Genomic DNA, 25,932 nt, shown 5'->3' with positions numbered 1-25,932 from the left:
GCACATAGGATACAGGGAACCCCGCTTGATGCAGAGTTTCCGTGAAGCAGAAACAAAAAAGCCCCGTCGCAAGACGGGGCTCTTCCAGCGAGGTCGCTATCAGGCAGCGACGATGCTTACGTACTTGCGACCGAAAGCACCTTTGACCTCGAACTTGATCACGCCGTCCACTTTCGCGAACAGGGTGTGATCCTTGCCCAGGCCTACGCCGACGCCGGCGTGGAACTTGGTACCGCGCTGACGCACGATGATGTTGCCGGCCTTGACAGCCTGACCGCCGTAAAGCTTCACGCCAAGGCGTTTACTTTCTGAGTCGCGGCCGTTGCGGGTAGAACCGCCAGCTTTTTTGTGTGCCATGAGTCAAATCCTCCAAAAAGGAAATTAGGCCTGGATGCCGGTGATCTTGATTTCAGTGAACCACTGGCGGTGGCCCTGGCGCTTCATGTGGTGCTTACGACGGCGGAACTTGATGATGCGCACTTTGTCGTGACGGCCCTGGGAGACCACTTCAGCGACTACTTTGGCGCCATCTACCACCGGAGCACCGATTTTCACGTCTTCGCCATTGCCGATCAGCAGGACGCGGTCGAAAGTCACGGACTCGCCGGTGGCGACTTCGAGCTTCTCGACTTTCAGGAATTCACCTTCAGCGACTTTGTATTGCTTGCCGCCGGTAACGATAACTGCGTACATGGATTTTCTCCGTTAAACCTGCTCACCCGACGCTTTATAAGAAGAGGTATGGGTCGGCATGGCTGCATGGGGCCGGAATTGACTCCCGTGCAATTGCGTAAGGCAGGAAAATGCCCAAGGAAAGTTCAGGGGCCGCGATTGTACGCAAGCCGCGATTGCCGCGCAAGCACCGCCAGCGCTCGCCTTGACAGCCCCCGGCCCGGTCCCTAGCATGCCGCGCATCCCAATTGGAGCACCTCTGGCTGATGCAACCCCAGGCTTTCTACCGCGTGGTGGCGGACGATTTTACCGCAGTCGACGACATCATTCGCCGGCAGTTGACCTCCCGCGTTCCCCTGGTGGAAAAGATCGGTGATTACATCGTCTCCGCCGGCGGCAAGCGCCTGCGCCCGCTCCTGGTCCTGCTGAGCGGCAACGCCCTGGGCTTCGGCGGCGACCAACTGCGCCTGCTGGCTGCCACCATCGAATTCCTGCACACCTCCACCCTGCTCCACGACGACGTGGTGGACGCCTCCGGCCTGCGCCGCGGCCGCTCCACCGCCAATGCCCTGTGGGGCAATGCGCCGAGCGTGCTGGTGGGCGACTTCCTCTATGCCCGCTCCTTCGAAATGATGGTGGAACTCGGCTCCATGCCGGTGATGCGCATCATCTCCCAGGCCACCCGGGTCATCGCCGAAGGCGAAGTGCTGCAGTTGTCCAAGATCCGCGACGCCAGCACCACCGAAGAAACCTACATGGAAGTCATCCGCGGCAAGACCGCGATGCTCTTCGAAGCTTCCACCCACAGCGCAGCGATGTTGGCCGGCGCGAGCGCCGAACAGGCCGAAGCCCTGCGCCAGTTCGGCGACGCCCTGGGGATTGCCTTCCAGCTGGTGGACGACCTGCTCGACTACCGTGGCGATGCCGCCACCCTCGGCAAGAACGTTGGTGACGACCTGGCCGAAGGCAAGCCCACCCTGCCGCTGATCGCCACCATGCGCGACGGCACCCCGGAGCAGGCCAGCCTGGTGCGCAAGGCCATCCAGCAGGGCGGCAGCCAGGACCTGGAAGGCATTCGTGCCGCAGTCGAAGCCGCCGGCGCCCTGGACTACACCGCCCGCCTGGCCCGCGACTACGCCGCTCGCGCCATCGCCTGCCTGGACACGCTGCCGTCCAACGCCTACCGCGACGCCCTGATCGAGCTCACCGAATTCGCCGTCGCGCGGACCCACTGAGTCCCGATCCGCTGAAAAGCCCGTCCTGGTGACGGGCTTTTTTCTGCCTCGACGAAAGGTACTGATCAGGACTTGCTATTTCGATAATAGGAATTATTCTCATCTCAACGTTTTTTCAAGGAGATGAGCCATGACCTACCTGATCGATGCCTGGCTGGATCGCCCCCATCCCTACCTGCGGATACTCCATCGGGAAACCGGTAAGGTCTGCGCCGTACTGGAAGAAGACGACCTCGAAGAACTGCGCGACCAGGGCGACCTTGACCTTGCCGGCCTGAACTCCAGCGAACCACTGGTGCTCAAGGAGTTGGTGCGCAACCTCTTCCTGTTCTGCTACGCCAGGGCGCTGCGCCCCCACGGCGAGGTGCACTGAAAGGGATTCGGGAATCTGGGTGACGCCAGGACGCGTCATCCGCAATGCCGGCGCCCGGGCGCCGGCTTGCAGCGAGGGCAAAGGCGCCCTCGCGGGCTCCTGGGCGGGCCAGGGACGGCTCGTCCAGGAGGCACCTGGATCAGAGGATGTCCAGGAGCTCCACGTCGAACACCAGCACGCTGTGCGGCGGAATGCTGCCGACAGCCTGACCGCCGTAGGCCAGTTCGCTCGGTACGTGCAGACGCCACTTGCTGCCGGCGTTCATCAGCTGCAGGGCTTCCACCCAGCCGGCAATCACGCCGCCCACCGGGAATTCGGCAGGCTGGCCACGATCGTAGGAACTGTCGAATACGGTGCCGTCGATCAGCGTGCCGTGATAATGGGTGCGCACGGTGTCCTCGGCCGACGGCTTGGCGCCCTCGCCCGCTACCAACACTTCGTACTGCAGGCCGGACGCCAGGACGGTCACGCCCTCGCGCTTGGCATTCTCTTCCAGGTAGGCACGGCCAGCGCCAGCGGCGGCTTCCGCCTTGGCCTGGGCTTCGGCCTGCATGCGCTCGCGGATCACGCGGAAGCTGGCGGACAGGGCAGCGCCGTCAACGCGGCTTTCCAGGCCCTGGAAGGCATCGCTGAGACCAGCGATCACGGCGTCCAGGCTCACACCGGGCGGGGGATTGTCACGGATCTGGTCGCCGAGCTGGCGGCCAATGCCGTAGCTGACGCGGGTTTCGTCGGTGGAAAGGTCGAGTTGGGACATCGCGGAGCTCCGCTCAGGGTAAAAAGGCCGGCCAGACTAGCACAGCTTCCCCTCCCCGGCGCGGGCTCCGAGCCGCCATCCATTCAATGGGAAACGCGTGTCGAGATGGGGACCTTCACGGTGTCCTGGCTATCGGCGTCCATTCCGCACATCTCGTCATGCACCACGTTGTGCACAAGGTGGAACGGCAGGTCCGGGAACTCGTGGAGCACTTCCCGGGCATGTTCCACCGAGCGCAGGTGCGTGGCATGGCCCCGGCCATCGTCCAGATGGTGGGAATGGCCATCGATGCGAGCTTCCAGCAGGTAGATACCCCCTTCCAGGGAGATCAGGTTGATTTCTTCGACGTGCCCGGCACGGGCATGGCTGGTGAGGTCGTGCAATTTCATGGCTTCGCCCTCGCGCGCTGTACACCTCAAATCTAATGCACAGGGCCGGCAGCAGACGGCAGAAACGCAACCGCCCGTCCGCTTTTCAGCGGACGGGCGGTCTGGGCGGGAGGCGGGGCGTGAATCAGTGGTCGTGCTTGGTCATCTTGTCCAGGTAGCCCATGGCGAAGGCCGAGATGACGAACGTCATGTGCAGCACCACGTACCACATGATCTTGCCGTTATCGATGTTCTGCGCATCCATGAAGATACGCAGCAGGTGGATGGAGGAAATCGCCACGATGGAGGCCGCCACCTTCATCTTCAGCGAGCCGGAGTCCATCTTGCCGAGCCAGCTCAGCTTTTCCTTGTCGTCGTCGATGTCCAGTTGCGAGACGAAGTTCTCGTAGCCGGAGATCATCACCATCACCAGCAGGCCGCCCACCAGGGACATGTCGATCAGCGAGAGCAGCACCAGGATCAGGTCCGCCTCGGTCTTCTCGAAGACGTGGGGCAGGATATGCACGATTTCCTGGAAGAATTTGAGGGTCAACGCCAGCAAGGCCAGCGACAGGCCGAAGTAGATCGGGGCCAGCAGCCAGCGCGCGGCGTACATCGAGTTTTCTAGAAAGCGTTCCATGGCTTCTCGTAGTCAGTAAAAAACCGGCCGCGAGTATAACGAGGTGTTTCCTACAGAAAAATAATGGCAACGTCGGGGGAAATATCCCCAAACATTGTGGATAAGTCTGTGCACGGGCACTGGAACATCGCGCGAACACCGCTCCCCGCGCTGACGGGCAGCAGCTGCTCAAAAGGTGGCCAACCAGCCGTCGTCAGCTTTCAGGACGGAACTGGTAGTCCCCCAGGCTTCGGCAACGCGTACCGTTGATGCGTCGCAGCTCGCCTTGCAGGTGCAATCGCCAGATCGGCGGGTCGTGGGCTTCGGTATAGCCCTGCTCCGCCAGGCAGTCGGCAATCGCGGAGAGTACCGACTCCGCCACGAGAGGCCCGTGGAATGGGCCCTGGGCTTTGATCGCCGAGGGTTGCTCCCCCGACATTCCCGCCGCACAGAGCAGCGTCCAGAGTCCATTCTCTCCCGCCAGCGGACGGATCACGCACTCGATCCGGGTCACCAGTCCCAGGCATTGGCGGGTAAGGCAGAGGTTGCGCGTCATGGCGGCTTTCCTCGCAGGGGCCTGATTTCAGCCTACACCCGAGTTTAGACCTGCGAAAGCGCGACGCTTATCCACGCAAGCTGTGGATAACCCTGTGGACAGGGTGAGGGAAACGCGAAGGGAGGCCGATTGCGCGAGCCTCCCTTCTTGCTGTTCGATGACTGACCAGCCACGCCGGGAACACGCCCCGGCATGACCGGTCAGGGGATCGTTCAGGACGGTCCCTGGGTCTTGTCCGGAACCGGCGCCTTGCCGGGCTCCTGCTTCGGCCCCTTGCGCGCCGGCTTGGGCGGCGCGGCAACCTTGGCGACCACCTCGGCGACTTCCTGGGTGGGCGCCACTTTCTCCTCTTCCTCCAGCCCCATCTCGGCGATCTCCCGCAGCCGCGCGACCACGCGGGCGTTGACGCTGCCTTCGGGGAACTGGCCCTTCTCGTCCGGTACGCCGGCCGGCTCGCCCACCAGCAGACTCAGGGCCTCGTCGGCCTGGCGCACGGCGTAGACATGGAAACGCCCCTTGCGCACCGCATCCAGCACGCGTTCGTCGAGCATCAGGGTGGTGACGTTGGCGTGGGGGATGATCACGCCCTGCTCGCCGGTCAGGCCGCGGGCCTCGCACAGGCGGAAGAAGCCTTCGATCTTCTCGTTGACCCCGCCCACCGCCTGCACCTCACCGAACTGGTTGATCGAACCGGTGATGGCGAAGCACTGCTTGAGCGGTGTGCGCGACAGTGCCGAGATCAGGGTGCAGGCCTCGCCGAGGGAGGCGCTGTCGCCGTCCACGTAGCCGTAGGACTGCTCCAGGGCGATGCTCGCGGAAATCTCCAGGGGGAATTCCTGGGCATAGCGGCTGCCGAGGTAGCCGGTGAGGATCATTACCCCCTTGGAGTGGATGGGCTGGCCAAGGTTGACCTCGCGCTCGATGTCGACGATGCCCGAACTGCCGGGATAGACGGTCGCGGAAATCCGCGCCGGCACACCGAAGGCCGAGTCACCCACTTCCAGCACGGTCAGGCCGTTGCACTTGCCCACGGCGGCGCCAGCGGTGTCGATCAGGATGATGCCCGCCAGCATGTCGTCGAGGATGCGTGCGGAGACGCGGCCCGTGCGGGTGGCCTTGGCCCGGAGGGCGCGGTCGATGTGATCGGCGTCGGTCAGCGGCTCATTCGCCAGCTGACGGATGAAGTCCGCTTCGCTGACCAGTTGGAACAGGTCGCCAATGCGTGCCGAAAGTCGCCCCTGATGCTCGGCCAAACGTGCGCTGTAGGTTGCCAGGCGGGCCACTGCGGCCGCAGTGAGGGGCGCCATGCCCTCTTCGGAGGTGCGGGTTTTCAGCAATTGGGCGAACTGCTCCAGGCTGTCGTCCGACAGGGCGATTTCCTCGTCGAAGTCCACCAGAACGCGGAACATCTCCTGGAAGTCCGGATCCAGGTCCTGCAGCGTGTAATAGAGCTGGCGCGAACCGATGATCACCACCTTGACCTGCAAGGGAATTACCTGTGGCGTCAGCGTGACGGTGGCCAGGCGGCCGAGTTCCGCCAGCGGCGACTCCATCTTCAGCTTGCGCGACTGCAGGGCACGCTTCAGGGCATCCCAGACAAAGGGCTCGCCCAGCAGTTTCTCCGCCTCAAGGATCAGGAAACCACCATTGGCCCGGTGCAACGCACCCGGGCGCAACTGGCGATAGCTGGTGTAGAGGGCGCCCTGGTCGGTGCCGTATTCGATGCGGCCGAACAGGTTGTCATAGGTAGGGTGCGGCTCGAACACCACAGGAGCGCCACCGCTGGCGTGATGGCCAACGACCAGGCTGGGGCAATACTGCTCTTCCAGAATCTCACGGCGCTGGGCGTCCGGCTTGTCGTCCAGTAATTGGTCCACCACCGTTTTCAACAGGTTCACCTGCATGGCCTGCAGATAGGCCACCACACTGGCGTTTTCCGCGTACTTCTCCGAGAGCGGCGAAAGCAGAGGCTGCAAGGCCTGGGTAATGGTTTCCTCGTTGAGCTGGCGCAGCTGGTTGCTGGACTCGCGCTTCCACTGCGGCAGGCTGGACAGTTCCTCGTTCAGGCGCTCCTCCAGCATGGAAATGTCGTCATGGAAGCGCTCACGCTCGGCTTCGTCCAACTGGGCGAAGTCCGCCTCGTCCAGGGCCTTGCCGTCCTTCATCGGGGTGAAGGCAATGTTCGCGCTGTCGCGGTAGAGGGCGACGTCCTTCTCCAGGGCGATGCGCTCGATCACGTCCAGGGCACGGTCGTAGCGCTGGTTGAAGGCGCGATCGATAGCGCTCTTCTTCTGCTGGAAGGTGGGGGTCTCGAATACCGCCGGGAAGGTGGCCAGCAGGTTATCCACCAGATGCTCGATGTCACAGACGAAGCCGCTCGCTTCGCCCGCCGGCAACTGCAAGGCCCGCGGCTCGCGAGGCTCTTCGAAGTGGTTGACGTAGAGCCAGTCCGCCGGGGTTTGCAGGCGCTTGCCCTCAGCCTTGAGATAGCGTTTGACGAAGGAGAAGCGGCCAGTGCCCGGTTCCCCCATGACATAGACGTTGTAACCCGGACGCGGCATGGCCACGCCGAACTGCAGGGCCTCCACCGCGCGTTCCTGGCCGAGTACGCCCCGGAACGGCTCCAGGTCGTCGGTACTCCTGAAGTTGAACTGATGGGGCTCGAATGGACGGGTCAGCGCATCGGGCGCCAGTCGCAGGCTGGCAGCGAAGGAGTCAGGCATCGAGTGTCCTTAATGGCTCGGCAAGAAAGCGATGGCCGCATTCTGGCGCCGCCCCGACATCACTGGCAAGGCATTGCGCCAGGGGTTGTCAGTGCTCCCGGTCGGCACAGTCCAGGCAGTACTCGGCGGCAGGCAGTATCGCCAGGCGCGCCGGCTCGATGGGCTCGCCGCAGCGTTGGCAATAGCCGTAGCTACCGTCTGCCAGGCGCAGCTTGGCCATCCCCACACGGCGCAGGGCGGCCTCGGTTTCGGCGAGGATGGCAGTCAGCACTTCATCGTTCTCGCGCTCCCCCGCCTGCTCGGCGAAATCCGGCGAGTGGCTGCTGGCCAGGTCTTCACGAATGGAGTTGGCGCGGGCGGTGTACTCCGCTATCAGGGCGTCGAGAGCCGCCCTCGGGTCGGTTGCTGTCATGCTGGAATCTCCCCAGTTCTCACTCTAAGTGTGGACGCTGTAACGCAGCCTGCATCCCGCCCGTGCAAACTTGCGCAAATGCACGCCTTAGCCTTGCTTGACACTCGCCCCGGCCATCCCCAAAGCTCCGCCCGTCGAACCTCTCATGAAGAAGAGCTGTGCCCTTGAAACGGATTTTCCCGTACCTCGCCCTGTGCATCTGGATTACCGCCCACGCCGCTCCCCAAATCCCCGCTGAACGCCTGCAGACACTGGCCAGCGATCCCTACTGGATCGCCCTGGGACATTACGAGACGGGCAAACTGGGCGGCTGGCGCAGCTATGTAGACGATCCCGATTTCTTTCTCGCCGGGGACGGGCCGAGCAACCCGGAAGCCGAACTGCGCGCCACCCTGGAGGCGATCTACGCCCCGGCCGGTCAAGGCGACAAGCACCCGCAGTGCACCTACCCGGCCCGTACCCGCTGGCTGCGCGAACAGCTGCAACTCAGCGACCTGCCGCAGCCGGCCTGCAGCGAGTTCAAGACCTGGTACGCCGACGTCAACCCGCACAGTACGGTGCTGGTCTTCCCCGCCGCCTACCTGAACAGCCCCTCGTCCATGTTCGGCCATACCCTGCTGCGCATCGACCAGCCGGACATCCACGAAAACAACACGGTGATGCTCAGTTACGCGCTGAACTTCGGCGCCTTCATCGAGGGTGCGGACAACAGCATTCTCTACGCCTGGAAGGGCCTGATGGGCGGCTACCCCGGCCTGTTCGCCCTGGTGCCCTATCGCGACAAGCTCAAGGAATACAGCCGCCTGGAGAACCGCGACCTCTGGGAGTACCGCCTGAACCTCACCCCGGAGGAAACCGGGCGCATGGTCGAGCATGTCTGGGAGCTCAAGCAGATCCGCTTCGACTACTACTTTTTCGACGAGAACTGCTCCTACCGCCTGCTGGAGCTGCTGGAAATCGCGCGCCCCGGTATCGAACTCACCGACCAGTTCCCGGTCACCGCCATTCCTACCGACACGGTACGCGCGGTGAAAAAGGCCGGCCTGGTGGAATCCATCGACTATCGCCCCTCGCGGGAAAAGGAGTTGCTGGCCCGTGCCGAGCCGCTGGACGACGCCGAACAGCAGTGGGTACTGCAGCTTGCCGACGACGAGAAACTGCTCGACGACCCGACGTTCCTCGCCCTGCCCGCCCCACGCCGCGCCCTGGTCCAGGACGCCGCCTTCCGCCTGGTGCGCTACCGTTCCACCGGCGAAGACCGCACCTCCGAGATCGCCAACCGCAGCTTCAAGCTGCTGCAGGGCATCAACCGCAATCCGCCGCCTGAGCTGGAGGTGGAGCGCCCTGGCCTGCCCGAGGAGGGCCACCAATCGCGCACCTGGCAACTGGGCGCGGGCATCCGCGAGGACCGCGCCTTCGCCGAGTACGGCCTGCGCATGGCCTATCACGACCTCAACGACAACCTGTCCGGCTTCCCGCTGGGGGCGCAGATCGAGATCCTCCAGCTCAAGCTGCGCCAGTACGAAGGCAACCACTGGCAACTGCAGCGCCTGGACTTCGCCACCATCCGTTCCCTGACGCCGCGCGGTGAACTGCTCAAGCCCCTGTCCTGGCAGGTTGCCGGCGGCCTGGAGCGTGTACTGGGCGAAGATGGCGACGAACGCCTGGTGAGCCACCTCAACGGCGGTGTCGGCGGCTCGTGGAATCTTGGCGAGGACGCCCTCGGCTTCGCCCTGGCCACCGCCCGCATCGAGCACAACGAAGACTTCGCCCCCTTCGTCGCCACTGCCGCCGGCTTCAACACCGGCCTGCTCTGGCACAACGCGCTGGGCACCACAAGCCTGGAAGCCGCCGGCGACTACTTCCACAACGGTGAAATCCGCCGCCGGTTGTCCCTCAACCAGCAATGGGAAGTCTCCCGCGACCTCGGCCTGCGCCTGACCGCGCAACGGGAGTTCAGCCAACGCGCCGCCCCGGTCAACGAGGTGATGCTGGAGCTGAAGTGGTACCACTACTGATGGGCGCTGAATGATGGGTTTCGCTTCGCTCCAGGCCATCCTACGCTGTAGATCCGGCCTGTTCCGCAGGTTGGCTTGAGGTACGAAACCCATCACCCAGCCCGAGTTCCGCCGGTAGGATGCGCGCCCAGCCCGGCGCAATGGGCTCAGAATGGTTATCCACATTCGCATCAGGCCATGCAGATGAAACCGAACAGCCCGCAACTGCTTGAAGTGGCCGGCGGCAAGCCCATCCACCTGTGGACCCAGGGCGTGCCGGTGGAAGACGAAGCCCGCCAGCAGTTGATCAACACGGCGAAGATGCCCTTCATCTTCAAGCACCTGGCGGTGATGCCCGACGTGCACCTGGGCAAGGGCTCGACCATCGGCAGCGTGATCCCGACCGTGGGCGCCATCATTCCCGCCGCCGTGGGCGTGGATATCGGCTGCGGCATGATCGCCGCCCTCACGTCCCTGCGCGCCGCCGACCTTCCGGACAATCTCCACGGCCTGCGCAGCGCCATCGAACGGGCCGTGCCCCACGGCAAGACCTTTGGCAGACACGACCAGGGCGCCTGGGACAGCGTGCCGGATGCCGCCGACCAGGCCTGGCGGCCCCTGGCCAGGCGCTTCAAGGCCATTACCTCGAAGTACCCGCGCCTGGAGAAGACCAACAACCGCCACCACCTCGGCACCCTGGGTACCGGCAACCACTTCATCGAGGTCTGCCTGGACGAAGCCGACCGCGTCTGGTTCATGTTGCACAGCGGTTCGCGCGGCGTGGGCAACGCCATCGGCACCCTGTTCATCGAACTGGCCCAGGCCGACATGCGCCAGCACATCGCCAACCTGCCGGACCGCGACCTGGCCTACTTCGAGGAAGGCAGCAGGCACTTCGACGATTACGTGGAAGCCGTGGGCTGGGCCCAGGACTTCGCCCGGCAGAACCGCGCCCTGATGATGCAGGCGGTGATCGATGCGGCTCGCAAGGTGCTGAAAAAGCCCTTCGAAGCCAGCCTGGAAGCAGTGAACTGCCACCACAACTACGTGCAGAAGGAATGGCACTTCGGCCGCGAAGTGCTGGTGACGCGCAAGGGAGCGGTGTCGGCGCAGAAGGGTGAGTTGGGCATCATTCCCGGTTCCATGGGCGCGAAGAGCTTCATCGTCCGCGGACTGGGCAACGAAGAAGCGTTCTGCTCCTGCAGCCACGGCGCCGGTCGCGCGATGAGTCGCGGGCGGGCGAAGAAGCTGTTCACCGTGGAAGACCAGGTCCGCGCCACCGCTCATGTGGAATGCCGAAAGGACAAGGACGTGATCGACGAGATCCCGATGGCCTACAAGGACATCGACGCCGTGATGGCGGCCCAGCGCGACCTGGTGGAAGTGGTGCACACCCTGCGCCAGGTGGTCTGCGTCAAGGGCTGAAGGCCTTGACACTTTGATCACAACACCAGCGCTAGACTTCCAGGTAATACACCCCGGTCGCGCGTGCGCCCGCCTCTCGGCGCACGGGAGTTCATATGGCGTCGCGTCACGCCGCCCTTCTCGCCTTTCTGATCACCGGCCTGCTCGCGGGCTGCGAAACCACCCACGACCATCTGATCGCGCAGGGTTATCCACCGGCGTTCGCCGACGGCTTCGCCGATGGCTGCAGCAGTGGCCGCCAGGCGGCGGGAGTGATCAGTGGCGAGTTCCGCAAGAACGTGCCGCGCTATCTCAAGGACGCCAACTATGCCGAGGGCTGGAGCGACGGCTTCCGCCAGTGTCAGGCGCAGGTGCAGAGCGAGGAACGCCGCGAGTACGAGGAATGGCGCCGCGATCGGGAGGATGTCGAATGGCAGAGGAATCGGGGCAACGCCATGGGGAGGGCGCTCCATCCCGACTGAGGGGCAGCTGTGGGAGCGAATTCATTCGCGATTGAAATCGCTCCCACAGGGTCATCCGATCGCGGTTAGACCACACCCTGCGCCAGCATGGCGTCGGCGACTTTCACGAAGCCGGCGATGTTGGCGCCCTTCACGTAGTTGATCCGGCCGTTTTCTTCGCCGTAGCCCACGCATGCATGGTGGATGTTCTGCATGATGCCGTGCAGACGCTGATCCACCTCGCCAGCTGTCCAGTGCAGGCGCATGGCGTTCTGGCTCATTTCCAGGCCGCTGGTGGCCACGCCGCCAGCGTTGGATGCCTTGCCCGGGGCGAAGAGGATGCCCGCCTCGAGGAACAGGTCCACCGCCTCGAGGGTCGACGGCATGTTGGCGCCTTCGGCCACGCAGACGCAGCCGTTGGCCAGCAGCGTGCGGGCGTCTTCGCCGTTCAGCTCGTTCTGGGTCGCGCAGGGCAGCGCGATGTCGCAGGCCAGCGACCAGGGACGCTGGCCAGGCATGAAGCGCAGGCCCGGTGCATTCAGCTCGCTGATGCGTCCGCGGCGGACGTTCTTCAGTTCCATCAGCTCGTCCCACTGCTCCGGGGTCAGGCCGGCCTCGGCGAACAGGGTGCCTTCGGAGTCGGACAGGGAAATCACCTTGCCGCCCAGCTCCATCACCTTCTGCGCCGCGTACTGGGCCACATTGCCGGAACCGGAAATGGCCACGCGTTGGCCGTCGAAATCGCGGCCGATGCCCTTGAGCATCTCCTGAGCGAAATAGACGCAGCCGTAGCCAGTGGCTTCGGGGCGGATCAGGCTGCCGCCGTAGGCCAGGCCCTTGCCAGTGAGGACGGAGGTGAACTCGTTGGAGAGGCGCTTGTACTGGCCGAAGAGGAAGCCGATTTCACGGGCGCCGACGCCGATATCACCGGCCGGTACGTCGAGGTCGGCGCCGATGTGACGGTACAGCTCGCTCATGAAGGACTGGCAGAAGCGCATGACTTCCGCGTCGCTCTTGCCCTTGGGGTCGAAGTCCGAGCCGCCCTTGCCGCCGCCCATGGGCAGCGAGGTCAGGGAGTTCTTGAACACCTGCTCGAAGGCGAGGAACTTCAGCACGCCCAGGTTCACCGACGGGTGGAAGCGCAGGCCGCCCTTGTAGGGGCCGATGGCGCTGCTCATCTGCACGCGATAGCCACGGTTCACCTGCACACGGCCGGCATCGTCGACCCACGGCACCCGGAACAGCACGGCACGCTCCGGCTCGACGATCCGCTCGATGATGCCGGCCTCCAGGTACTTCGGATTGGCTTCAAGGAATGGCCAGAGACTGCGCAGCACCTCTTCTACCGCCTGATGAAACTCGGGCTGGTCGGGGTCGCGCTGCTTCAGGCGCAGCAGGAATGCGTCGACGGATTGCGTCATGTTTCTCACCATTTTTCTTTTGTGAACAATTTATGGCGCGAGACTCTACCAAGCCGACAAGCACCTCGATAGGGCAAAGTGACGCATATCTGAATCTTTTTGGTGCATTACATGTAAATACCGCTACGAAAAAAGGAATAAACCGCCTGAAATCGCTGAATTCAGGTTTTTCCCCTCGGATTACTCCAGACAGACTGACGCACCATTTCGCAGCCACGCCGCACCATGACGAGCCACGACACGCCACGAGCAGCCCCGTGCTCACCCGGAGCGCTCGCACTAACGACGCAATTGGATACAAACCGGCCGTGATGAGGCCGGGGCAGACAAAGCCTCAGCGCCCCGGCGACTCCCGCAGCACCTCCCGCGGATTGATGCCCAGCCCGCTGCGCTGGCCGAGCATCACCACCACGCCATGGTCCGGCAGGGAGTGCCAGACATCCTCGGTCACGCAGACGCCCACGCCCATGGCGGCATCGTCCAGCACCAGTTCCACCCGGAACTGGCAACCCAGGCCGCCGGACTCCTTGCCCAGCACGCGCGCGGAGAATTCGGCGTGCTCACCCAGCCATTGGGTATAGAGCGCGGCGGCGGGAACCTGCAGTGCACCCCAGACCACCAGCACCAGCAGCGCCCCCAGGGTCAGGTGCAATTGCCAGCGGGCGGCATCGGTTTCCAGCCCGAACAAGGTGCTGAAGCGCTCGCGCCGGGCCAGCCAGGTATAGAGCCCCGCCCCCAGAGCCAGGGAGCAGGGAACGGAAAGCACTTTCCAGGCGGGAGAGGGATAGAAGGAGAAGTACAGGCCGCAGACCCCGAACAGCGCCAGCGACGAAAGCCAGAACAGGTAGTGGTTGAATCCCTTCAAGGAACCTCCTGAAACGACAACGGAGCCAAAGGGCCCCGTTGTCTGTGATGCCTGCCCGCTAAGGTTGCTTACTGGGCGAGCTTCTTGTAACGCACGCGGTGCGGCTGGGCGGCCGCCTCGCCGAGGCGTTTCTTGCGGTCCGCTTCGAACTCGGTGTAGTTGCCTTCGAAGAAGTTCACCTTCCCATCGTCCTCGTAGGAGAGGATGTGGGTGGCGATACGGTCCAGGAACCAGCGATCGTGGGAAATCACGATGGCGGCGCCGGGGAAGTCCAGCAGCGCTTCCTCCAGCGCACGCAGGGTTTCCACGTCGAGGTCGTTGGACGGTTCGTCGAGCAGCAGCACGTTGCCGCCCTGCTTCAGGGTCAGGGCCAGGTGCAGGCGGCCACGCTCACCACCGGAAAGGTCCTTGACGAACTTCTGCTGGTCGGCGCCCTTGAAGTTGAAGCGACCGACGTAGCTGCGCGACGGAACTTCGTAGTTGCCGATCTTGATCTGCTCGAAGCCGTCGGAAACCTGCTCCCAGACAGTCTTGGTGCCTTCCAGGCTGTCGCGGCTCTGGTCGACGCTGGCGATCTGCACGGTTTCACCGATCTCGATGGTGCCCGAGTCCGGCTGCTCCTTGCCGGTGAGCATGCGGAACAGGGTGGACTTGCCCGCGCCGTTGCCGCCGATCACGCCGACGATGGCGCCTTTCGGGATGCTCAGGGACAGGTCGTCGATCAGCACGCGATCGCCGTAGCCCTTGGTGACGTTGTGCAGCTCGATGACCTTGTCGCCCAGGCGCGGACCGGCCGGGATGTAGATCTCGTTGGTCTCGCTGCGCTTCTGGAATTCCTGGGACTGCATTTCCTCGAAGCGCTGCAGACGGGCCTTGGACTTGGCCTGACGGGCCTTGGCGCCCTGACGCACCCACTCCAGTTCGGCCTTCATGGCCTTGGCGTGGGAGGCTTCCTGCTTGGCTTCCTGGGCCAGGCGGTTGGCCTTGGATTCCAGCCAGCCGGAGTAGTTGCCTTCGAAGGGGATGCCGTGGCCACGGTCCAGTTCGAGGATCCAGCCAGCGACGTTGTCGAGGAAGTAACGGTCGTGGGTAATGGCGACCACGGTACCCGGGAAGTCGTGGAGGAAGTGCTCCAGCCAGGCCACCGAGTCGGCGTCCAGGTGGTTGGTCGGTTCGTCCAGCAGCAGCATGTCGGGAGCCGACAGCAGGAGGCGGCACAGGGCTACACGACGCTTCTCGCCACCGGAGAGGTGTTCGATCTTCGCATCCCACGGCGGCAGGCGCAGGGCGTCGGCGGCGACTTCCAGCTGGCGCTCGAGGTTGTGGCCATCGGAGGCCTGGAGAATGGCTTCCAGCTTGGCCTGTTCGGCGGCCAGGGCGTCGAAGTCGGCGTCCGGCTCGGCGTAGGCGGCATAGACCTCGTCCAGCCGGGCCTGGGCCTGCTTGATCTCGCCCACGGCCTCTTCGACGATGTCACGCACGCTCTTGGCCGGATCCAGCTTGGGTTCCTGGGGCAGGTAGCCGACCTTGATGCCAGGCATCGGGCGGGCTTCACCATCGATCTCGGTGTCCACCCCGGCCATGATGCGCAGGAGGGTCGACTTACCCGCGCCGTTCAGGCCGAGCACGCCGATCTTGGCGCCCGGGAAGAAGGACAGGGAAATGTCTTTGAGGATCTCACGCTTCGGGGGCACGACCTTGCCGACCCGGTGCATGGTGTAGACGTATTGAGCCATGACTGACCTTGGTGCTGTGACGAATGTGGAATAAGGCGGGGAGCGACAATCAGGGAACAGGCGCTCCCGCGCGCGTGCGGCAAAGCTACCGGAATGCGCCGGGGAGGGCAAACGACGCTCGTCGGTCGTACTGGCACTTTGCATGCCTTCAAGGCATGCTAGCCGGTCCGCTGGCCCGTTGGCCCGGGACGCCCCGTCACCTGCCCAATGAGCAGTAGCAGGAACGCCATTAGTGCCAGCCAGCCCACTCCCTCCCGCCCAGCCCGAGCAAGGACAGCCCCTGGCCAACGCTCCTGCGCGCGGCTCGGTCAAGGGTCTCCTGGCCGTCCTCGTCCTGTTGATGCTGGCCCTGCTCCTCTGGCAACTGCACCAGGAATACCGCCAGCTGCAGGACGGCGCCCGCGAGCGCAACTACACCCTCACCCGCGAGCTGGCCAGCCACCTTGAACTGGTGATGCAGATGAAGGCCGACGCCGTGCTCGCCCTGCTCCGCCAGCAGCCGCCCCATCCCGAGGGCGAAAACCGGCAGTTGGCGGAACTGGACCTGCTGCGCCCCATCCTGCCATCGATTACCAGCCTGGCCTGGCTCAATCCCAACGGTGGCGTGCTGGCGGACACCCAGGCCAACAGCGAAGACGCCCTCTTCCTCGTCAGCCTGGCCCAGCGCAGTGAGGGCCATACCTACCACTACGCCTTCAGCCCCCAGGGCCGCGGCGAGGTCTACCTGATCCTGCGCCAGTCTCCCCTGCCCGAGCCCAGCGGCTACTGGGTCCTGCGCCTGGATGCGGAAGCCATCCGCACCTGGCTGCTCGAGCATGAAGACCGTGACTACCGCTGGCTGCTGGAAGACCACTTCCTCCAGCGGGTCCTGGCGCAGAGCGGCAAGCTCGACCGCAGCAGCCCCATCGTGATGCCGGTAACCGCCGAACAGGAAGCGCAGACCATCCTCGTCTCGCCCCTGGGCCACAGTGACTGGCAGCTTCGTGCCCTTCACGACGAACGCCAGGTGCGCACCAACCTGCTGCCCGAACTGCTCAGCAAGTTCCTGCTGTTCCTCATCAGCGCCAGCCTGGCACTGATCGCCCTTTACTACCTGCAGCGCGAACAGCGCGGCCTGCTCGAGCTCAACGATGCCTCGCGGCGCTCCCTGCGCCAGGCGGCCAGCGCCCTCGGCGTGATCGAGGAACGCGTGCTGGTGACACAGGTGGACGGGCGCCTGAGCTACCTCAACCCGCAGGCCGAAGCCATGTTCGGCATCAGCGGCGAGGCCGCCCAGGAACACCACCTGCTGGCCCTGCTGCCGGGCCTGGACCCGTTGCTGCTCAACGCTCCCGGCCTGGACCACGAACTGGGCTCGGATCTGGTGCAATTCCAGCGCGGCAACGAACAGCGCCTGCTGGCCGTGACCCGCAACGACCTCAACGACGGCGCCCAATTGCTCGGCTACGTCTGGGTACTGCGCGACGTCACCGAGGAACAGCGTGCCCTGCGTGTGCTGCAGGAAACCCGGCGGCGCTACCAGGACATCTTCGAGGGCGGCGGCATCGCCCTTTGCGTGCTCGACCTCGCCGACCTGCGCAAGCACCTGATCCAGCTGGGCCTGCTCGACCGCGCCAGCCTGGCCGCGTGGGTCAGGGACAACCCCCAGCAGCACGGCGAGCTGCTGCGCCGGCTGCGGATCACCGAGGTCAACCAGGTGGCCATGCACCTGCTGGGCGTCAGCAGCAGCGAGCATGCCTGGCGGCAATTGATCGGTACCCATCCGCTGCATGAAGGCGGTATCCGCTTCCAGCTCATGGCGGCCCTGCTGGGTGGCAAGAAGCACCTGGAGATGGAGAGCCAGATCATCACCGCCCAGGGCCAGATGCGGCACATCTGGCTGGTGCTGCACCTGCCGGACATGATCCAGGACCTGGAAGCGGTCACCCTGAGCATCAACGACATCACCAGCCGCAAGGAGGTCGAACTCTCGCTGATCGAGCGCGAGCGCTTCTGGTCCGACGTGGTGCTGGCGCTGCCCGATACCCTTTACGTGCACGACATCGCCAACAAGCGGGTGATGCTCACCAATAACCGCCTGGGCCCCCAACTGGGCTACAACCGCGACGACATCCGCAGGATGGGCGAGCGCTTCTGGGAAGAGGTGCTGCACCCGGACGACGCCGAGCAGTACTGGCGCATGCGCAGCCTCCAGCAGGTGGTGGGCGACGGCCTGCTGCTGCAATGCCAGCTGCGCTGGCGGCACAAGGACGGCAGCTGGCACTGGTTCGACATCCGCGAACAGGCCCTGGCCCGGGACGAGAAGGGGCGCGTCAGCCGCCTGATCGGCGTGGCCAAGGACATCACCGAGCAGATCGAGGCCACCGAGTCCATGCGCGAAAGCGGACGCCGCTACCGCATGCTGGCCGAAAGCATCAGCGACGTGATCTTCACCACCAACAGCGAACTGCAGCTCAACTACGTCAGCCCGTCGGTGCAACCGGTTCTCGGCTACAGCGCCGACTGGGCCGTAGCCAACGGTTTCCACGGCATGGCCGCCGACCCGCGGCAGATGCTCGAACTGTTCGAGCAGCTGGAGCAGATCCGCAACGCCCTGGGCAATCCGCAGCGCCTGGCCGAATTGCGCAGCCAGATGCCGGCGCGGCTATTCCTCTTCGACTGCATGCGCGCCGATGGGCAGAAGATCCCGGTGGAACTGCGCACCATGCTGATGTGGGACGAGTACGGCCGCTTCGAAGGCATGCTCGGCGTCGGTCGCGACATCAGCCAGCAGCGCCGTGCCGAGAAGGACATGCGCATGGCGGCCACGGTGTTCGAGCATTCCACCTCGGCCATCCTGGTCACCGACCCGGCCGGCTACATCGTCCAGGTCAACGAAGCCTTCTGCCGCATCACCGGCCACAAGGCCCAGGATGTGCTGGACCAACTACCGGCTGTGCTCACCGCCGACCGCCAGCAGGCCAATCAGCTCAACTTCATCCTCAGCCAGCTCAACCAGCGCGGCAGCTGGGAAGGCGAGATCTGGCTCAAACGCCGCGAAGGCGACAATTATCCGGCCTGGGTCGGCATCACCGCAGTGCACGACGAGGATGGCGACCTGGTCAGCTACGTCTGCTTCTTCAGCGACATCAGCGAGCGCAAGGCCAGCGAGCAGCGTATCCACCGCCTGGCCTACTACGACGGCCTGACCCACCTGCCTAACCGCACCCTGTTCCAGGATCGCCTGCACACCGCCCTGCAGTACGCCGAACGGCACCAGGAATGGGTGGTGCTGATGTTCCTCGACCTCGACCGTTTCAAGCCGATCAATGACTCCCTCGGCCATGCCGCCGGTGATCGCATGCTCAAGGATGTGGCCGTGCGCCTGGCGGCCTGCGTCCATGAGGACGATACCGTGGCGCGCATGGGCGGCGACGAGTTCACCCTGCTGCTGCAGCCACGCGCCACCCGCGAAGGTGCGTTGAACCGTGCCATCCATGTCGCCGAACAGATCCTCGACAGCCTGGCCAGGCCGTTCGTCCTCGAAGGCCGCGAGTTCTTCGTCACCGCCAGCATCGGCATCGCCCTCTCGCCCCAGGACGGCCGCGAGCTGAGCCAGCTGATGAAGAACGCCGACACCGCCATGTACCACGCCAAGGAACGCGGCAAGAACAACTTCCAGTTCTACCAGGCGGACATGAACGCCCGCGCCCTGGAGCGCCTGGAGCTGGAAAGCGACCTGCGCCATGCCCTGGAGCAGGGCGAATTCCTGCTCTATTACCAGCCGCAGTTCTCCGGCGACGGCCGACGCCTGACCGGTGTCGAGGCACTGCTGCGTTGGCGCCATCCCAAGCGCGGGCTGGTACCACCCGGGGAGTTCGTGCCGGTGCTGGAGGAACTCGGACTGGTGGTGCAGGTGGGCGACTGGGTGCTCAGCGAGGCCTGCCGCCAGCTCAAGGCCTGGCACCTGGCGAAGATGCGCCTGCCGAAGATCTCGGTGAACATCTCCGCCCGACAGTTCGCCGATGGCCAGCTCGCCGAACGCATCGCCGCGATCATCGAAGACAGCGGCCTGCCGCCGGCCTGCCTGGAGCTGGAACTGACCGAGAGCATCCTGATGCGCGACGTGGGCGAAGCCATGGCGATCCTGGAGAACCTCAAGCGCCTCGGCCTGTGCATCGCGGTAGACGACTTCGGCACCGGTTACTCATCGCTCAACTACCTCAAGCAGTTCCCCATCGACGTGCTGAAGATCGACCGCAGCTTCGTCGACGGCCTGCCCGACGGTGAGCGCGACGCGCAGATCGCCCGCGCCATCATCGCCATGGCCCACAGCCTGAACCTGGCGGTGATCGCCGAGGGCGTGGAATCCCACGCGCAGCTCAATTTCCTCCGCGAACACGGCTGCGATGAAGTGCAGGGCTACCTGTTCGGCCACCCGGTGCCGGCAGCGCAGTTCGAGCGGTTGTTCGGCACCAGCGCCAACTTCATCCTCAGCTGACTCGCCGCGCCGCATTCGTCGCCGCCCGCCGCCGCCCTGCTGAATGAGGGCCACTTGTCTGTCACATGACCGACCTTCATATGCCAGCCAGCGACCGATCAGGTAGAATGCGCAGCTTTCCCAGCACCGATCCTTAAGAGGACCGCCATGTTCAGCCGTGATTTGACCCTCGCCCGCTATGATGCCGACCTGTTCGCCGCCATGGAGCAAGAAGCCCAGCGCCAGGAAGAGCACATCGAGCTCATCGCCTCCGAGAACTACACCAGCCCGGCGGTGATGGAAGCCCAGGGCTCCGTGCTGACCAACAAGTACGCCGAAGGCTACCCGCACAAGCGCTACTACGGTGGTTGCGAGTACGTCGACATCGTCGAGCAGCTGGCCATCGACCGCGCCAAGGAACTGTTTGGCGCCGACTACGCCAACGTCCAGCCGCACTCCGGCTCCCAGGCCAACAGCGCCGTATTCCAGGCTCTGGTACAGCCGGGCGATACCGTCCTCGGCATGAGCCTGGCCCACGGCGGCCACCTGACCCACGGCGCTTCCGTGAACTTCTCCGGCAAGATCTATAAGGCCGTGCAATACGGCCTGGACACCGCCACCGGCCTGATCGACTACGACGAAGTCGAGCGCCTGGCCGTTGAGCACAAGCCGAAGATGATCATCGCCGGCTTCTCCGCCTACTCCCAGGTCCTGGACTTCCCGCGCTTCCGCGCCATCGCCGACAAGGTAGGCGCCTACCTGTTCGTCGACATGGCCCACGTGGCCGGCCTGGTTGCCGCTGGCGTCTACCCGAACCCGCTGCCCTACGCCGACGTGGTCACCACCACCACCCACAAGACCCTGCGCGGTCCGCGTGGCGGCCTGATCCTGGCCAAGGCCAACGAAGAGATCGAGAAGAAGCTGAACTCCGCCGTGTTCCCGGGCGGCCAGGGCGGCCCGCTGATGCACGTGATCGCCGCCAAGGCCGTGTGCTTCAAGGAAGCCCTGCAGCCCGAATTCAAGGCCTACCAGGAGCAAGTGGTGAAGAACGCCCAGGCCATGGCCCAGGTATTCGTCGACCGCGGTTTCGACGTGGTTTCCGGTGGCACCCAGAACCACCTGTTCCTGCTGTCCCTGATCAAGCAGGACATCACCGGCAAGGATGCGGATGCCGCCCTGGGCCGCGCCTTCATCACCGTGAACAAGAATTCCGTGCCGAACGACCCGCGCTCGCCCTTCGTCACCTCCGGCCTGCGTATCGGCACCCCGGCCGTCACCACCCGCGGCTTCAAGGAAGTCGAGTGCCGCGAGCTGGCCACCTGGATCTGCGACATCCTGGAGAACATGGGCGACGAGTCCGTGATCGACCGCGTTCGTGACCAGGTCAAGGCCATCTGCGCCAAGCTGCCGGTTTACGGCAAGTAAGCGACAGCGCAACGAAAAAGCCCGGCATATGCCGGGCTTTTTCCTGGGCGAAAGAAAAATCACAGCGCCGTTCGCGACGCCTTGATCTGCTGCCACAACGCATCGACCCGCGCCTTCTGTTCCGGCGTCAGGCGCTCCAGGAAGTAGAGGCGTTTGCGCTCAGCCTGGTCGGGCACCAGCATCGGCTGCTCCTGCGCCAGACGTGCCATTTCCGGCGTATTCGGCGCCAGGGGCGAATAGAAGCGCGACGCCAGGGCATTGCGCCGGGCGTTGTCCGGCTGCAGGAGATAGTCGATGAAGCGGTAGGCCAGGTCCGGCCTCGCGGCATGGGTGGGAACGGCCAGGCTGTCGATGAACACCAGCGCGCCTTCATCGGGAATCCGGAAACGCAGTGCCGGATTCTTCGCCGCCGCCGTCAGCGCATGTCCGACCCAGGCCATGGCCACGCAGAGCTTGCCGCTGGCCAGGTCGGCGACATAGCCGTCGTTGTCCAGGTTGCGAAATTGTCCCTGCATCGACAGCAGTTGCTTGCCGGCCTGGTCGATCTGCCGGGTGCCGCCCTTGCTCAGGTTGCGGCCACGGTAGTTGAGCCACAGCGACAAGGTTTCTTCCGGCGCATCCAGCATTCCCAGGCCGCAGCTGCTAAGGCGTGAGCGCTGCTGCTCATCGAAAAGCAGGCTCCAGCTGTTCGGCAGGGCACCGCCGAAAGCCGGTTCGGCCAGGGCCGGGTTGCTTACCAGACCCACCGACCCCCAGAGATAAGGCACCACATAACGATTCGCCGACTCGAATCCGGCCAGCATGGCCAGCAGCGCCGGGTCCAGGCTGTTGGCATGAGGTAGCCGGGAGAAATCCAGGGGCTGCAGGCGCTTTGCGCCGATCAACCGGGCCAGTTGGAAATGCGAAGGCACCACCAGGTCGTATTGCGCCGTCCCGGCGAGGGCCGCGTCCAGTTCGGCGGCGGTGCTGAAGGTGGTGTACTCGACACGGATGCCGCTCTCGCTCTGGAAAGCCGCCAGCACTTCGGGCTCGATGTAGTTGGTCCAGTTGTAGACCCTCAACACCTCTTCGGCCCGGACGAATCCCGCCAGCAATGTGCACAGCAACAGGCAGAACATCTTCTTCATGGTTCCCTCCCGCCCTGCTCCCATGAGGGCTGGAAGGATTAGAAGGCTCACCCCGGATGCTGTCATGGCCGTGCCTGCCAGACGCTTGTGTCTGGCTGCCGGATTGTCGGGAGTGTGCGCCGGGACGCGCTCAACCAGGGAAGCCAGATCACCTAGGGTGAACCACGCTTCACCGGCCCACCATCGGAGTTCGGCCGGGCCGCATTCTCCGGATCGGCCACGCGGTTGAGGCAGCAAATCGCCCGCAAAAAAAAGAAGCGCCACGACAAAGCGTGGCGCTCCCTGCCTCTGCTTCTCAGCTCAGCAACAACGTATGGGTCGTCCCTTGCCGCCGCCATAACGCGCCTCCTGGCGCTCGCGGAAAAACTCCTCGTAAGTCATGACCGGCTTGTCCGGGTGCTTGCGCTGCATGTGCTCGACGTAATTGTCGTAGTCGGGCATGCCCACCAGCATCCGCGCGGCCTGCCCGAGGTACTTACCCATGCGGCTCAGGTCATTGAACATGTGCGCGGCCTCCTCAGGCTTCCGGGATCGGCTGGAATGGCGATTCCTTGTCGGTGCGCTCCGGTTTCATCCAGGCATTGCGGCCCACCTTGATGGCGTAGAACAGCACGCTCAGCACCACGAAGAGGAACAGCGCGGTCAGGGTCGCGTTGGTGTAGGCGTTGAAGATCACGTTCTGCATCTGGCCGATATCCTTGGCCGGCGCCAGCACCTGCCCCGCAGCCAGGGCATCGCTGTACTTCTTGGCCAGGGCCAGGAAGCCGACAGCGGGGTTCGGATCGATGAGCTTGATCACACCAGCGGTAGTCGTGCAGATCAGCAGCCAGGTGGCCGGGATCAGGGTGACCCAGACGTAGCGCTGGCGCTTCATCTTGATCAGCACCACGCAGCCCAGCATCAGGGCGATGCCCGCCAGCATCTGGTTGGAGATGCCGAACAGCGGCCACAGGGTGTTGATGCCGCCCAGCGGATCGATCACGCCCTGGTACAGCAGCCAGCCCCACATGGCCACGCAACCGGCGGTGGCGATGACGTTGGCGGTCCAGGACTCGGTTTTCTTCAGCGCCGGGACGAAGTTGCCCAAGAGGTCCTGCAGCATGAAGCGACCGGCGCGGGTACCGGCGTCCACCGCGGTGAGGATGAACAGCGCCTCGAAGAGGATCGCGAAGTGATACCAGAAAGCCATGGTGTTCTCGCCCGGCAGCACCTGGTGGAGGATCTGCGCGATGCCCACGGCCAGGGTCGGCGCACCGCCGGCACGGGCCAGGATGGTGTGTTCGCCGATGTCCCTGGCGGTGGCCTCCAGCTGCTCGGGGGTGATGGCGAAGCCCCAGTTGCTCACCGCCGCCGCCACACTGGCGACATCCGCCCCGACCACGGCCGGCGGGCTGTTCATGGCGAAGTACACGCCCGGTTCGATCACCGAGGCGGCGACCATGGCCATGATGGCGACGAAGGACTCCATCAGCATGCCGCCGTAGCCGATGTAGCGGGCGTGGGACTCACTGGCCAGCATCTTGGGCGTGGTGCCCGAGGAAATCAGCGCATGGAAGCCGGACACTGCACCACAGGCGATGGTGATGAACAGGAAGGGGAACAGGGGACCTTTCCACACAGGGCCAGTGCCGTCTACGAACTGGGTCAGCGCCGGCATTTTCAGCTCCGGCATGGTGATCAGGATGCCGATAGCCAGGGCGACAATGGTGCCGATCTTGAGGAATGTGGACAGGTAGTCACGCGGGGCGAGGATCAGCCATACCGGCAGCACGGCGGCAACGAAGCCGTAGCCGATCAGCATCCAGGTGATCTGCACGCCGGTGAAGGTGAAGGCCGGGCCCCAGACCGGATCGGCGGCGACCTGGCCACCGAGCCAGATGGAAGTCAGCAGCAGGACCACGCCGATGAGGGAAATCTCGCCGATGCGTCCCGGGCGGATATAGCGCATGTAGATCCCCATCAGCATCGCAATGGGGATGGTCGCCATCACGGTGAACATGCCCCACGGGCTTTCGGCCAGGGCCTTCACCACGATCAGCGAGAGCACCGCGAGGATGATGATCATGATCAGGAAGGCGCCGAACAGCGCAATGGTGCCCGCCACCTGGCCCATTTCCTCACGTACCAGGTCGCCCAGGGAGCGGCCATCGCGGCGGCTGGAAATGAACAGCACCATGAAATCCTGCACCGCGCCGGCCAGGACCACGCCGGCGATCAGCCAGAGGGTGCCGGGCAGGTAGCCCATCTGCGCGGCGAGTACCGGGCCCACCAGCGGACCGGCGCCGGCGATGGCAGCGAAGTGGTGTCCGAAGAGCACGTGTTTGTTGGTTGGAACGAAATCCAGGCCGTCATTGTGGAGGACGGCCGGCGTGGCGCGAGTTGGATCGAGCTGCATCACCCTGGTGGCGATGAACAGGCTGTAGTAGCGATAGGCGACCAGGTAGAGGGCAACGGCGGCTACCACGATCCACAGTGCATTGATCGCCTCGCCGCGCCGCAACGCGACGACGCCCAGGGCGCAGGCGCCAGCCACGGCCAGCACTGCCCAGGGCAGGTGGCGCAGGACGCTGTTGTTATTGTTCATAGGGAACTCCGAATGAATGAACAGACAGGCTGCCGCACAAGCTTAGTCCCTCTGGAAACAAGCGCTGACCGAACCGGGTCTGGAATGAGCCTTTCAGCGACAGGGGGCTAGAAAAAAGCCGGGCAAGGCCCGGCTTTCTTATGCGCTGCTGGACTTAGCTCGGCTGCTTGGCATAGCGGGCCAGTTGCTGGTCGCGGCTCATGACGTCGATAGTGGCGGCGAGCACCTGATCCCCGGTCACGTCTGGCGAGGAGAAGATGGTGGAGAAGTTGGCCTGGGTGACCTGGGCGAAGTGGGCGCGATCGGACTGTTCGATGCCCAGCAGAGTCGCATAGGCGTCCAGCGCCTCGCCTTTGCCCTGAGCCATGTCTTCGGCAATGTTGTCGAGCATGCCATTCATGGCCAGCCAGGAACGGCCGCCATAGCCCAGACGCACACTGGAATCGCAACCGTTGGTACCCGAGGTCAGGCCAAAGGTTGCGTTACCGGAAGTACCGTTGGTGGTGGTGGCCAGCAGATGTGGGACCAGGCCGCGCTGGCCTTCGAACAACATGTTGCCCCAGCCGCAACCGCCGCCCCCCGCCTGGTCGGCCTGCGCCGCCACGCTGGCTGCGCCGAGCAGGCCCACGATCAAGCCCTTTTTCAGAAGTCGCTTATCCATTATTTGCGCTCCGCAGGAATTTATAGAAAAACCGCATAAGCAGCTTTGGCGACGTATGGGGAACTGTCAAACCAGTG

Annotated in this window: 22 protein-coding genes; 7 read left to right on the top strand and 15 right to left on the bottom strand. The window is 64.4% G+C overall.

From position 1 onward, the window contains the following. Positions 1 to 99: 99 nt before the first annotated feature. Both rpmA and rplU read right to left on the bottom strand, forming a co-directional pair. A complete protein-coding gene (gene rpmA, locus FXN65_RS04225; RefSeq protein ID WP_151131836.1) occupies positions 100 to 357 on the bottom strand; it encodes a 50S ribosomal protein L27 in 258 nt (85 codons plus the stop codon). Positions 358 to 381: 24 nt separating this feature from the next. Beyond that, the gene (gene rplU, locus FXN65_RS04220; RefSeq protein ID WP_044872190.1) at positions 382 to 693 is read right to left on the bottom strand and encodes a 50S ribosomal protein L21; all 312 of its coding nucleotides are present in this window, start codon (positions 691 to 693) and stop codon (positions 382 to 384) included. 245 nt (positions 694 to 938) lie between these two features. Here rplU and FXN65_RS04215 point away from each other — a divergent pair, with 245 nt between their 5' ends. Both FXN65_RS04215 and FXN65_RS04210 read left to right on the top strand, forming a co-directional pair. Beyond that, positions 939 to 1,907 carry a polyprenyl synthetase family protein gene (locus FXN65_RS04215; protein WP_151131834.1) on the top strand — a complete coding sequence of 323 codons (969 nt, stop codon included), beginning with the start codon at positions 939 to 941 and terminating at the stop codon, positions 1,905 to 1,907. 130 nt (positions 1,908 to 2,037) lie between these two features. After that, positions 2,038 to 2,280 carry a PA4570 family protein gene (locus FXN65_RS04210; RefSeq protein ID WP_151131832.1) on the top strand — a complete coding sequence of 81 codons (243 nt, stop codon included), beginning with the start codon at positions 2,038 to 2,040 and terminating at the stop codon, positions 2,278 to 2,280. Positions 2,281 to 2,419: 139 nt separating this feature from the next. Here the strand turns inward: FXN65_RS04210 and FXN65_RS04205 are convergent, their stop codons facing one another. The 6 genes from FXN65_RS04205 to FXN65_RS04180 form a co-directional block, all read right to left on the bottom strand. Next, positions 2,420 to 3,037 (bottom strand): FKBP-type peptidyl-prolyl cis-trans isomerase, encoded by a 618-nt coding sequence (locus tag FXN65_RS04205; RefSeq protein ID WP_151131830.1) that lies wholly within the window; start codon positions 3,035 to 3,037, stop codon positions 2,420 to 2,422. A gap of 83 nt (positions 3,038 to 3,120) precedes the next feature. After that, positions 3,121 to 3,426 (bottom strand): DUF6482 family protein, encoded by a 306-nt coding sequence (locus tag FXN65_RS04200; protein ID WP_151131828.1) that lies wholly within the window; start codon positions 3,424 to 3,426, stop codon positions 3,121 to 3,123. Between the two features lie 124 nt (positions 3,427 to 3,550). Further along, complete coding sequence (locus FXN65_RS04195; protein ID WP_151131826.1) at positions 3,551 to 4,045, bottom strand: TIGR00645 family protein; 495 nt, start codon at positions 4,043 to 4,045, stop codon at positions 3,551 to 3,553. A 193-nt stretch (positions 4,046 to 4,238) separates the two neighbouring features. Continuing rightward, complete coding sequence (locus FXN65_RS04190) at positions 4,239 to 4,580, bottom strand: PA4575 family protein (protein ID WP_151131825.1); 342 nt, start codon at positions 4,578 to 4,580, stop codon at positions 4,239 to 4,241. 212 nt (positions 4,581 to 4,792) lie between these two features. After that, complete coding sequence (locus FXN65_RS04185) at positions 4,793 to 7,303, bottom strand: Lon protease family protein (protein ID WP_151131823.1); 2,511 nt, start codon at positions 7,301 to 7,303, stop codon at positions 4,793 to 4,795. An 88-nt stretch (positions 7,304 to 7,391) separates the two neighbouring features. Continuing rightward, positions 7,392 to 7,715 (bottom strand): TraR/DksA family transcriptional regulator, encoded by a 324-nt coding sequence (locus FXN65_RS04180; protein WP_151131822.1) that lies wholly within the window; start codon positions 7,713 to 7,715, stop codon positions 7,392 to 7,394. Positions 7,716 to 7,879: 164 nt separating this feature from the next. On the opposite strand from FXN65_RS04180, the gene FXN65_RS04175 reads away from it, so the two are divergent. From FXN65_RS04175 to FXN65_RS04165, 3 genes are all read left to right on the top strand, one after another. Then, the gene (locus FXN65_RS04175; RefSeq protein ID WP_394351271.1) at positions 7,880 to 9,733 is read left to right on the top strand and encodes an Lnb N-terminal periplasmic domain-containing protein; all 1,854 of its coding nucleotides are present in this window, start codon (positions 7,880 to 7,882) and stop codon (positions 9,731 to 9,733) included. 183 nt (positions 9,734 to 9,916) lie between these two features. Next, positions 9,917 to 11,137: an RtcB family protein gene (locus FXN65_RS04170; protein ID WP_151131818.1), complete on the top strand. Its 1,221-nt coding sequence runs from the start codon at positions 9,917 to 9,919 to the stop codon at positions 11,135 to 11,137. A gap of 95 nt (positions 11,138 to 11,232) precedes the next feature. Beyond that, complete coding sequence (locus FXN65_RS04165) at positions 11,233 to 11,598, top strand: hypothetical protein (RefSeq protein ID WP_151131816.1); 366 nt, start codon at positions 11,233 to 11,235, stop codon at positions 11,596 to 11,598. Between the two features lie 65 nt (positions 11,599 to 11,663). Here the strand turns inward: FXN65_RS04165 and gdhA are convergent, their stop codons facing one another. The 3 genes from gdhA to ettA all read right to left on the bottom strand — a co-directional run bounded on the left by gdhA (position 11,664) and on the right by ettA (position 15,599). Continuing rightward, positions 11,664 to 12,998 carry an NADP-specific glutamate dehydrogenase gene (gdhA, locus tag FXN65_RS04160; RefSeq protein ID WP_151131814.1) on the bottom strand — a complete coding sequence of 445 codons (1,335 nt, stop codon included), beginning with the start codon at positions 12,996 to 12,998 and terminating at the stop codon, positions 11,664 to 11,666. 334 nt (positions 12,999 to 13,332) lie between these two features. Then, positions 13,333 to 13,863 carry a hypothetical protein gene (locus FXN65_RS04155; RefSeq protein WP_151131812.1) on the bottom strand — a complete coding sequence of 177 codons (531 nt, stop codon included), beginning with the start codon at positions 13,861 to 13,863 and terminating at the stop codon, positions 13,333 to 13,335. 68 nt (positions 13,864 to 13,931) lie between these two features. Continuing rightward, positions 13,932 to 15,599, bottom strand: coding sequence for an energy-dependent translational throttle protein EttA (gene ettA, locus FXN65_RS04150; RefSeq protein WP_151131811.1), 1,668 nt, complete (start codon positions 15,597 to 15,599; stop codon positions 13,932 to 13,934). Positions 15,600 to 15,939: 340 nt separating this feature from the next. Here ettA and FXN65_RS04145 point away from each other — a divergent pair, with 340 nt between their 5' ends. Together FXN65_RS04145 and glyA are read left to right on the top strand one after the other, a co-directional pair. After that, the gene (locus FXN65_RS04145) at positions 15,940 to 20,079 is read left to right on the top strand and encodes a sensor domain-containing protein (protein ID WP_151138651.1); all 4,140 of its coding nucleotides are present in this window, start codon (positions 15,940 to 15,942) and stop codon (positions 20,077 to 20,079) included. Between the two features lie 147 nt (positions 20,080 to 20,226). Further along, entirely contained in the window at positions 20,227 to 21,483 is a 1,257-nt protein-coding gene (glyA, locus tag FXN65_RS04140) for a serine hydroxymethyltransferase (protein ID WP_151131809.1), read from the top strand. Between the two features lie 59 nt (positions 21,484 to 21,542). Here glyA and FXN65_RS04135 read toward each other — a convergent pair whose 3' ends face one another. The 4 genes from FXN65_RS04135 to FXN65_RS04120 all read right to left on the bottom strand — a co-directional run bounded on the left by FXN65_RS04135 (position 21,543) and on the right by FXN65_RS04120 (position 25,855). Continuing rightward, positions 21,543 to 22,610, bottom strand: a complete 1,068-nt coding sequence (locus FXN65_RS04135; protein WP_151131808.1) for an extracellular solute-binding protein — start codon at positions 22,608 to 22,610, stop codon at positions 21,543 to 21,545. A 300-nt stretch (positions 22,611 to 22,910) separates the two neighbouring features. Further along, complete coding sequence (locus tag FXN65_RS04130; RefSeq protein WP_151131806.1) at positions 22,911 to 23,114, bottom strand: YbdD/YjiX family protein; 204 nt, start codon at positions 23,112 to 23,114, stop codon at positions 22,911 to 22,913. Positions 23,115 to 23,127: 13 nt separating this feature from the next. Then, a complete protein-coding gene (locus tag FXN65_RS04125) occupies positions 23,128 to 25,194 on the bottom strand; it encodes a carbon starvation CstA family protein (RefSeq protein WP_151131804.1) in 2,067 nt (688 codons plus the stop codon). 154 nt (positions 25,195 to 25,348) lie between these two features. Continuing rightward, entirely contained in the window at positions 25,349 to 25,855 is a 507-nt protein-coding gene (locus FXN65_RS04120; RefSeq protein ID WP_151131802.1) for a DUF3015 domain-containing protein, read from the bottom strand. Positions 25,856 to 25,932: the final 77 nt, after the last annotated feature.

It is taken from the genome of Pseudomonas lalkuanensis (assembly GCF_008807375.1).
GTDB classification, from domain to species: Bacteria; Pseudomonadota; Gammaproteobacteria; order Pseudomonadales; family Pseudomonadaceae; genus Metapseudomonas; species Metapseudomonas lalkuanensis.
Note: the sequence above shows the minus strand (reverse complement) of the source record. Positions and strands in the feature narration are given on the sequence as shown.

Bases quoted from the DNA above. Each gene is read 5' to 3' on its own strand.
- rpmA (WP_151131836.1), bottom strand. From the start codon at position 357: ATGGCACACAAAAAAGCTGGCGGTTCTACCCGCAACGGCCGCGACTCA.
- rplU (WP_044872190.1), bottom strand. From the start codon at position 693: ATGTACGCAGTTATCGTTACCGGCGGCAAGCAATACAAAGTCGCTGAA.
- FXN65_RS04215 (WP_151131834.1), top strand. From the start codon at position 939: ATGCAACCCCAGGCTTTCTACCGCGTGGTGGCGGACGATTTTACCGCA.
- FXN65_RS04210 (WP_151131832.1), top strand. From the start codon at position 2,038: ATGACCTACCTGATCGATGCCTGGCTGGATCGCCCCCATCCCTACCTG.
- FXN65_RS04205 (WP_151131830.1), bottom strand. From the start codon at position 3,037: ATGTCCCAACTCGACCTTTCCACCGACGAAACCCGCGTCAGCTACGGC.
- FXN65_RS04200 (WP_151131828.1), bottom strand. From the start codon at position 3,426: ATGAAATTGCACGACCTCACCAGCCATGCCCGTGCCGGGCACGTCGAA.
- FXN65_RS04195 (WP_151131826.1), bottom strand. From the start codon at position 4,045: ATGGAACGCTTTCTAGAAAACTCGATGTACGCCGCGCGCTGGCTGCTG.
- FXN65_RS04190 (WP_151131825.1), bottom strand. From the start codon at position 4,580: ATGACGCGCAACCTCTGCCTTACCCGCCAATGCCTGGGACTGGTGACC.
- FXN65_RS04185 (WP_151131823.1), bottom strand. From the start codon at position 7,303: ATGCCTGACTCCTTCGCTGCCAGCCTGCGACTGGCGCCCGATGCGCTG.
- FXN65_RS04180 (WP_151131822.1), bottom strand. From the start codon at position 7,715: ATGACAGCAACCGACCCGAGGGCGGCTCTCGACGCCCTGATAGCGGAG.
- FXN65_RS04170 (WP_151131818.1), top strand. From the start codon at position 9,917: ATGAAACCGAACAGCCCGCAACTGCTTGAAGTGGCCGGCGGCAAGCCC.
- FXN65_RS04165 (WP_151131816.1), top strand. From the start codon at position 11,233: ATGGCGTCGCGTCACGCCGCCCTTCTCGCCTTTCTGATCACCGGCCTG.
- gdhA (WP_151131814.1), bottom strand. From the start codon at position 12,998: ATGACGCAATCCGTCGACGCATTCCTGCTGCGCCTGAAGCAGCGCGAC.
- ettA (WP_151131811.1), bottom strand. From the start codon at position 15,599: ATGGCTCAATACGTCTACACCATGCACCGGGTCGGCAAGGTCGTGCCC.
- FXN65_RS04145 (WP_151138651.1), top strand. From the start codon at position 15,940: ATGCTGGCCCTGCTCCTCTGGCAACTGCACCAGGAATACCGCCAGCTG.
- glyA (WP_151131809.1), top strand. From the start codon at position 20,227: ATGTTCAGCCGTGATTTGACCCTCGCCCGCTATGATGCCGACCTGTTC.
- FXN65_RS04135 (WP_151131808.1), bottom strand. From the start codon at position 22,610: ATGAAGAAGATGTTCTGCCTGTTGCTGTGCACATTGCTGGCGGGATTC.
- FXN65_RS04130 (WP_151131806.1), bottom strand. From the start codon at position 23,114: ATGTTCAATGACCTGAGCCGCATGGGTAAGTACCTCGGGCAGGCCGCG.
- FXN65_RS04125 (WP_151131804.1), bottom strand. From the start codon at position 25,194: ATGAACAATAACAACAGCGTCCTGCGCCACCTGCCCTGGGCAGTGCTG.
- FXN65_RS04120 (WP_151131802.1), bottom strand. From the start codon at position 25,855: ATGGATAAGCGACTTCTGAAAAAGGGCTTGATCGTGGGCCTGCTCGGC.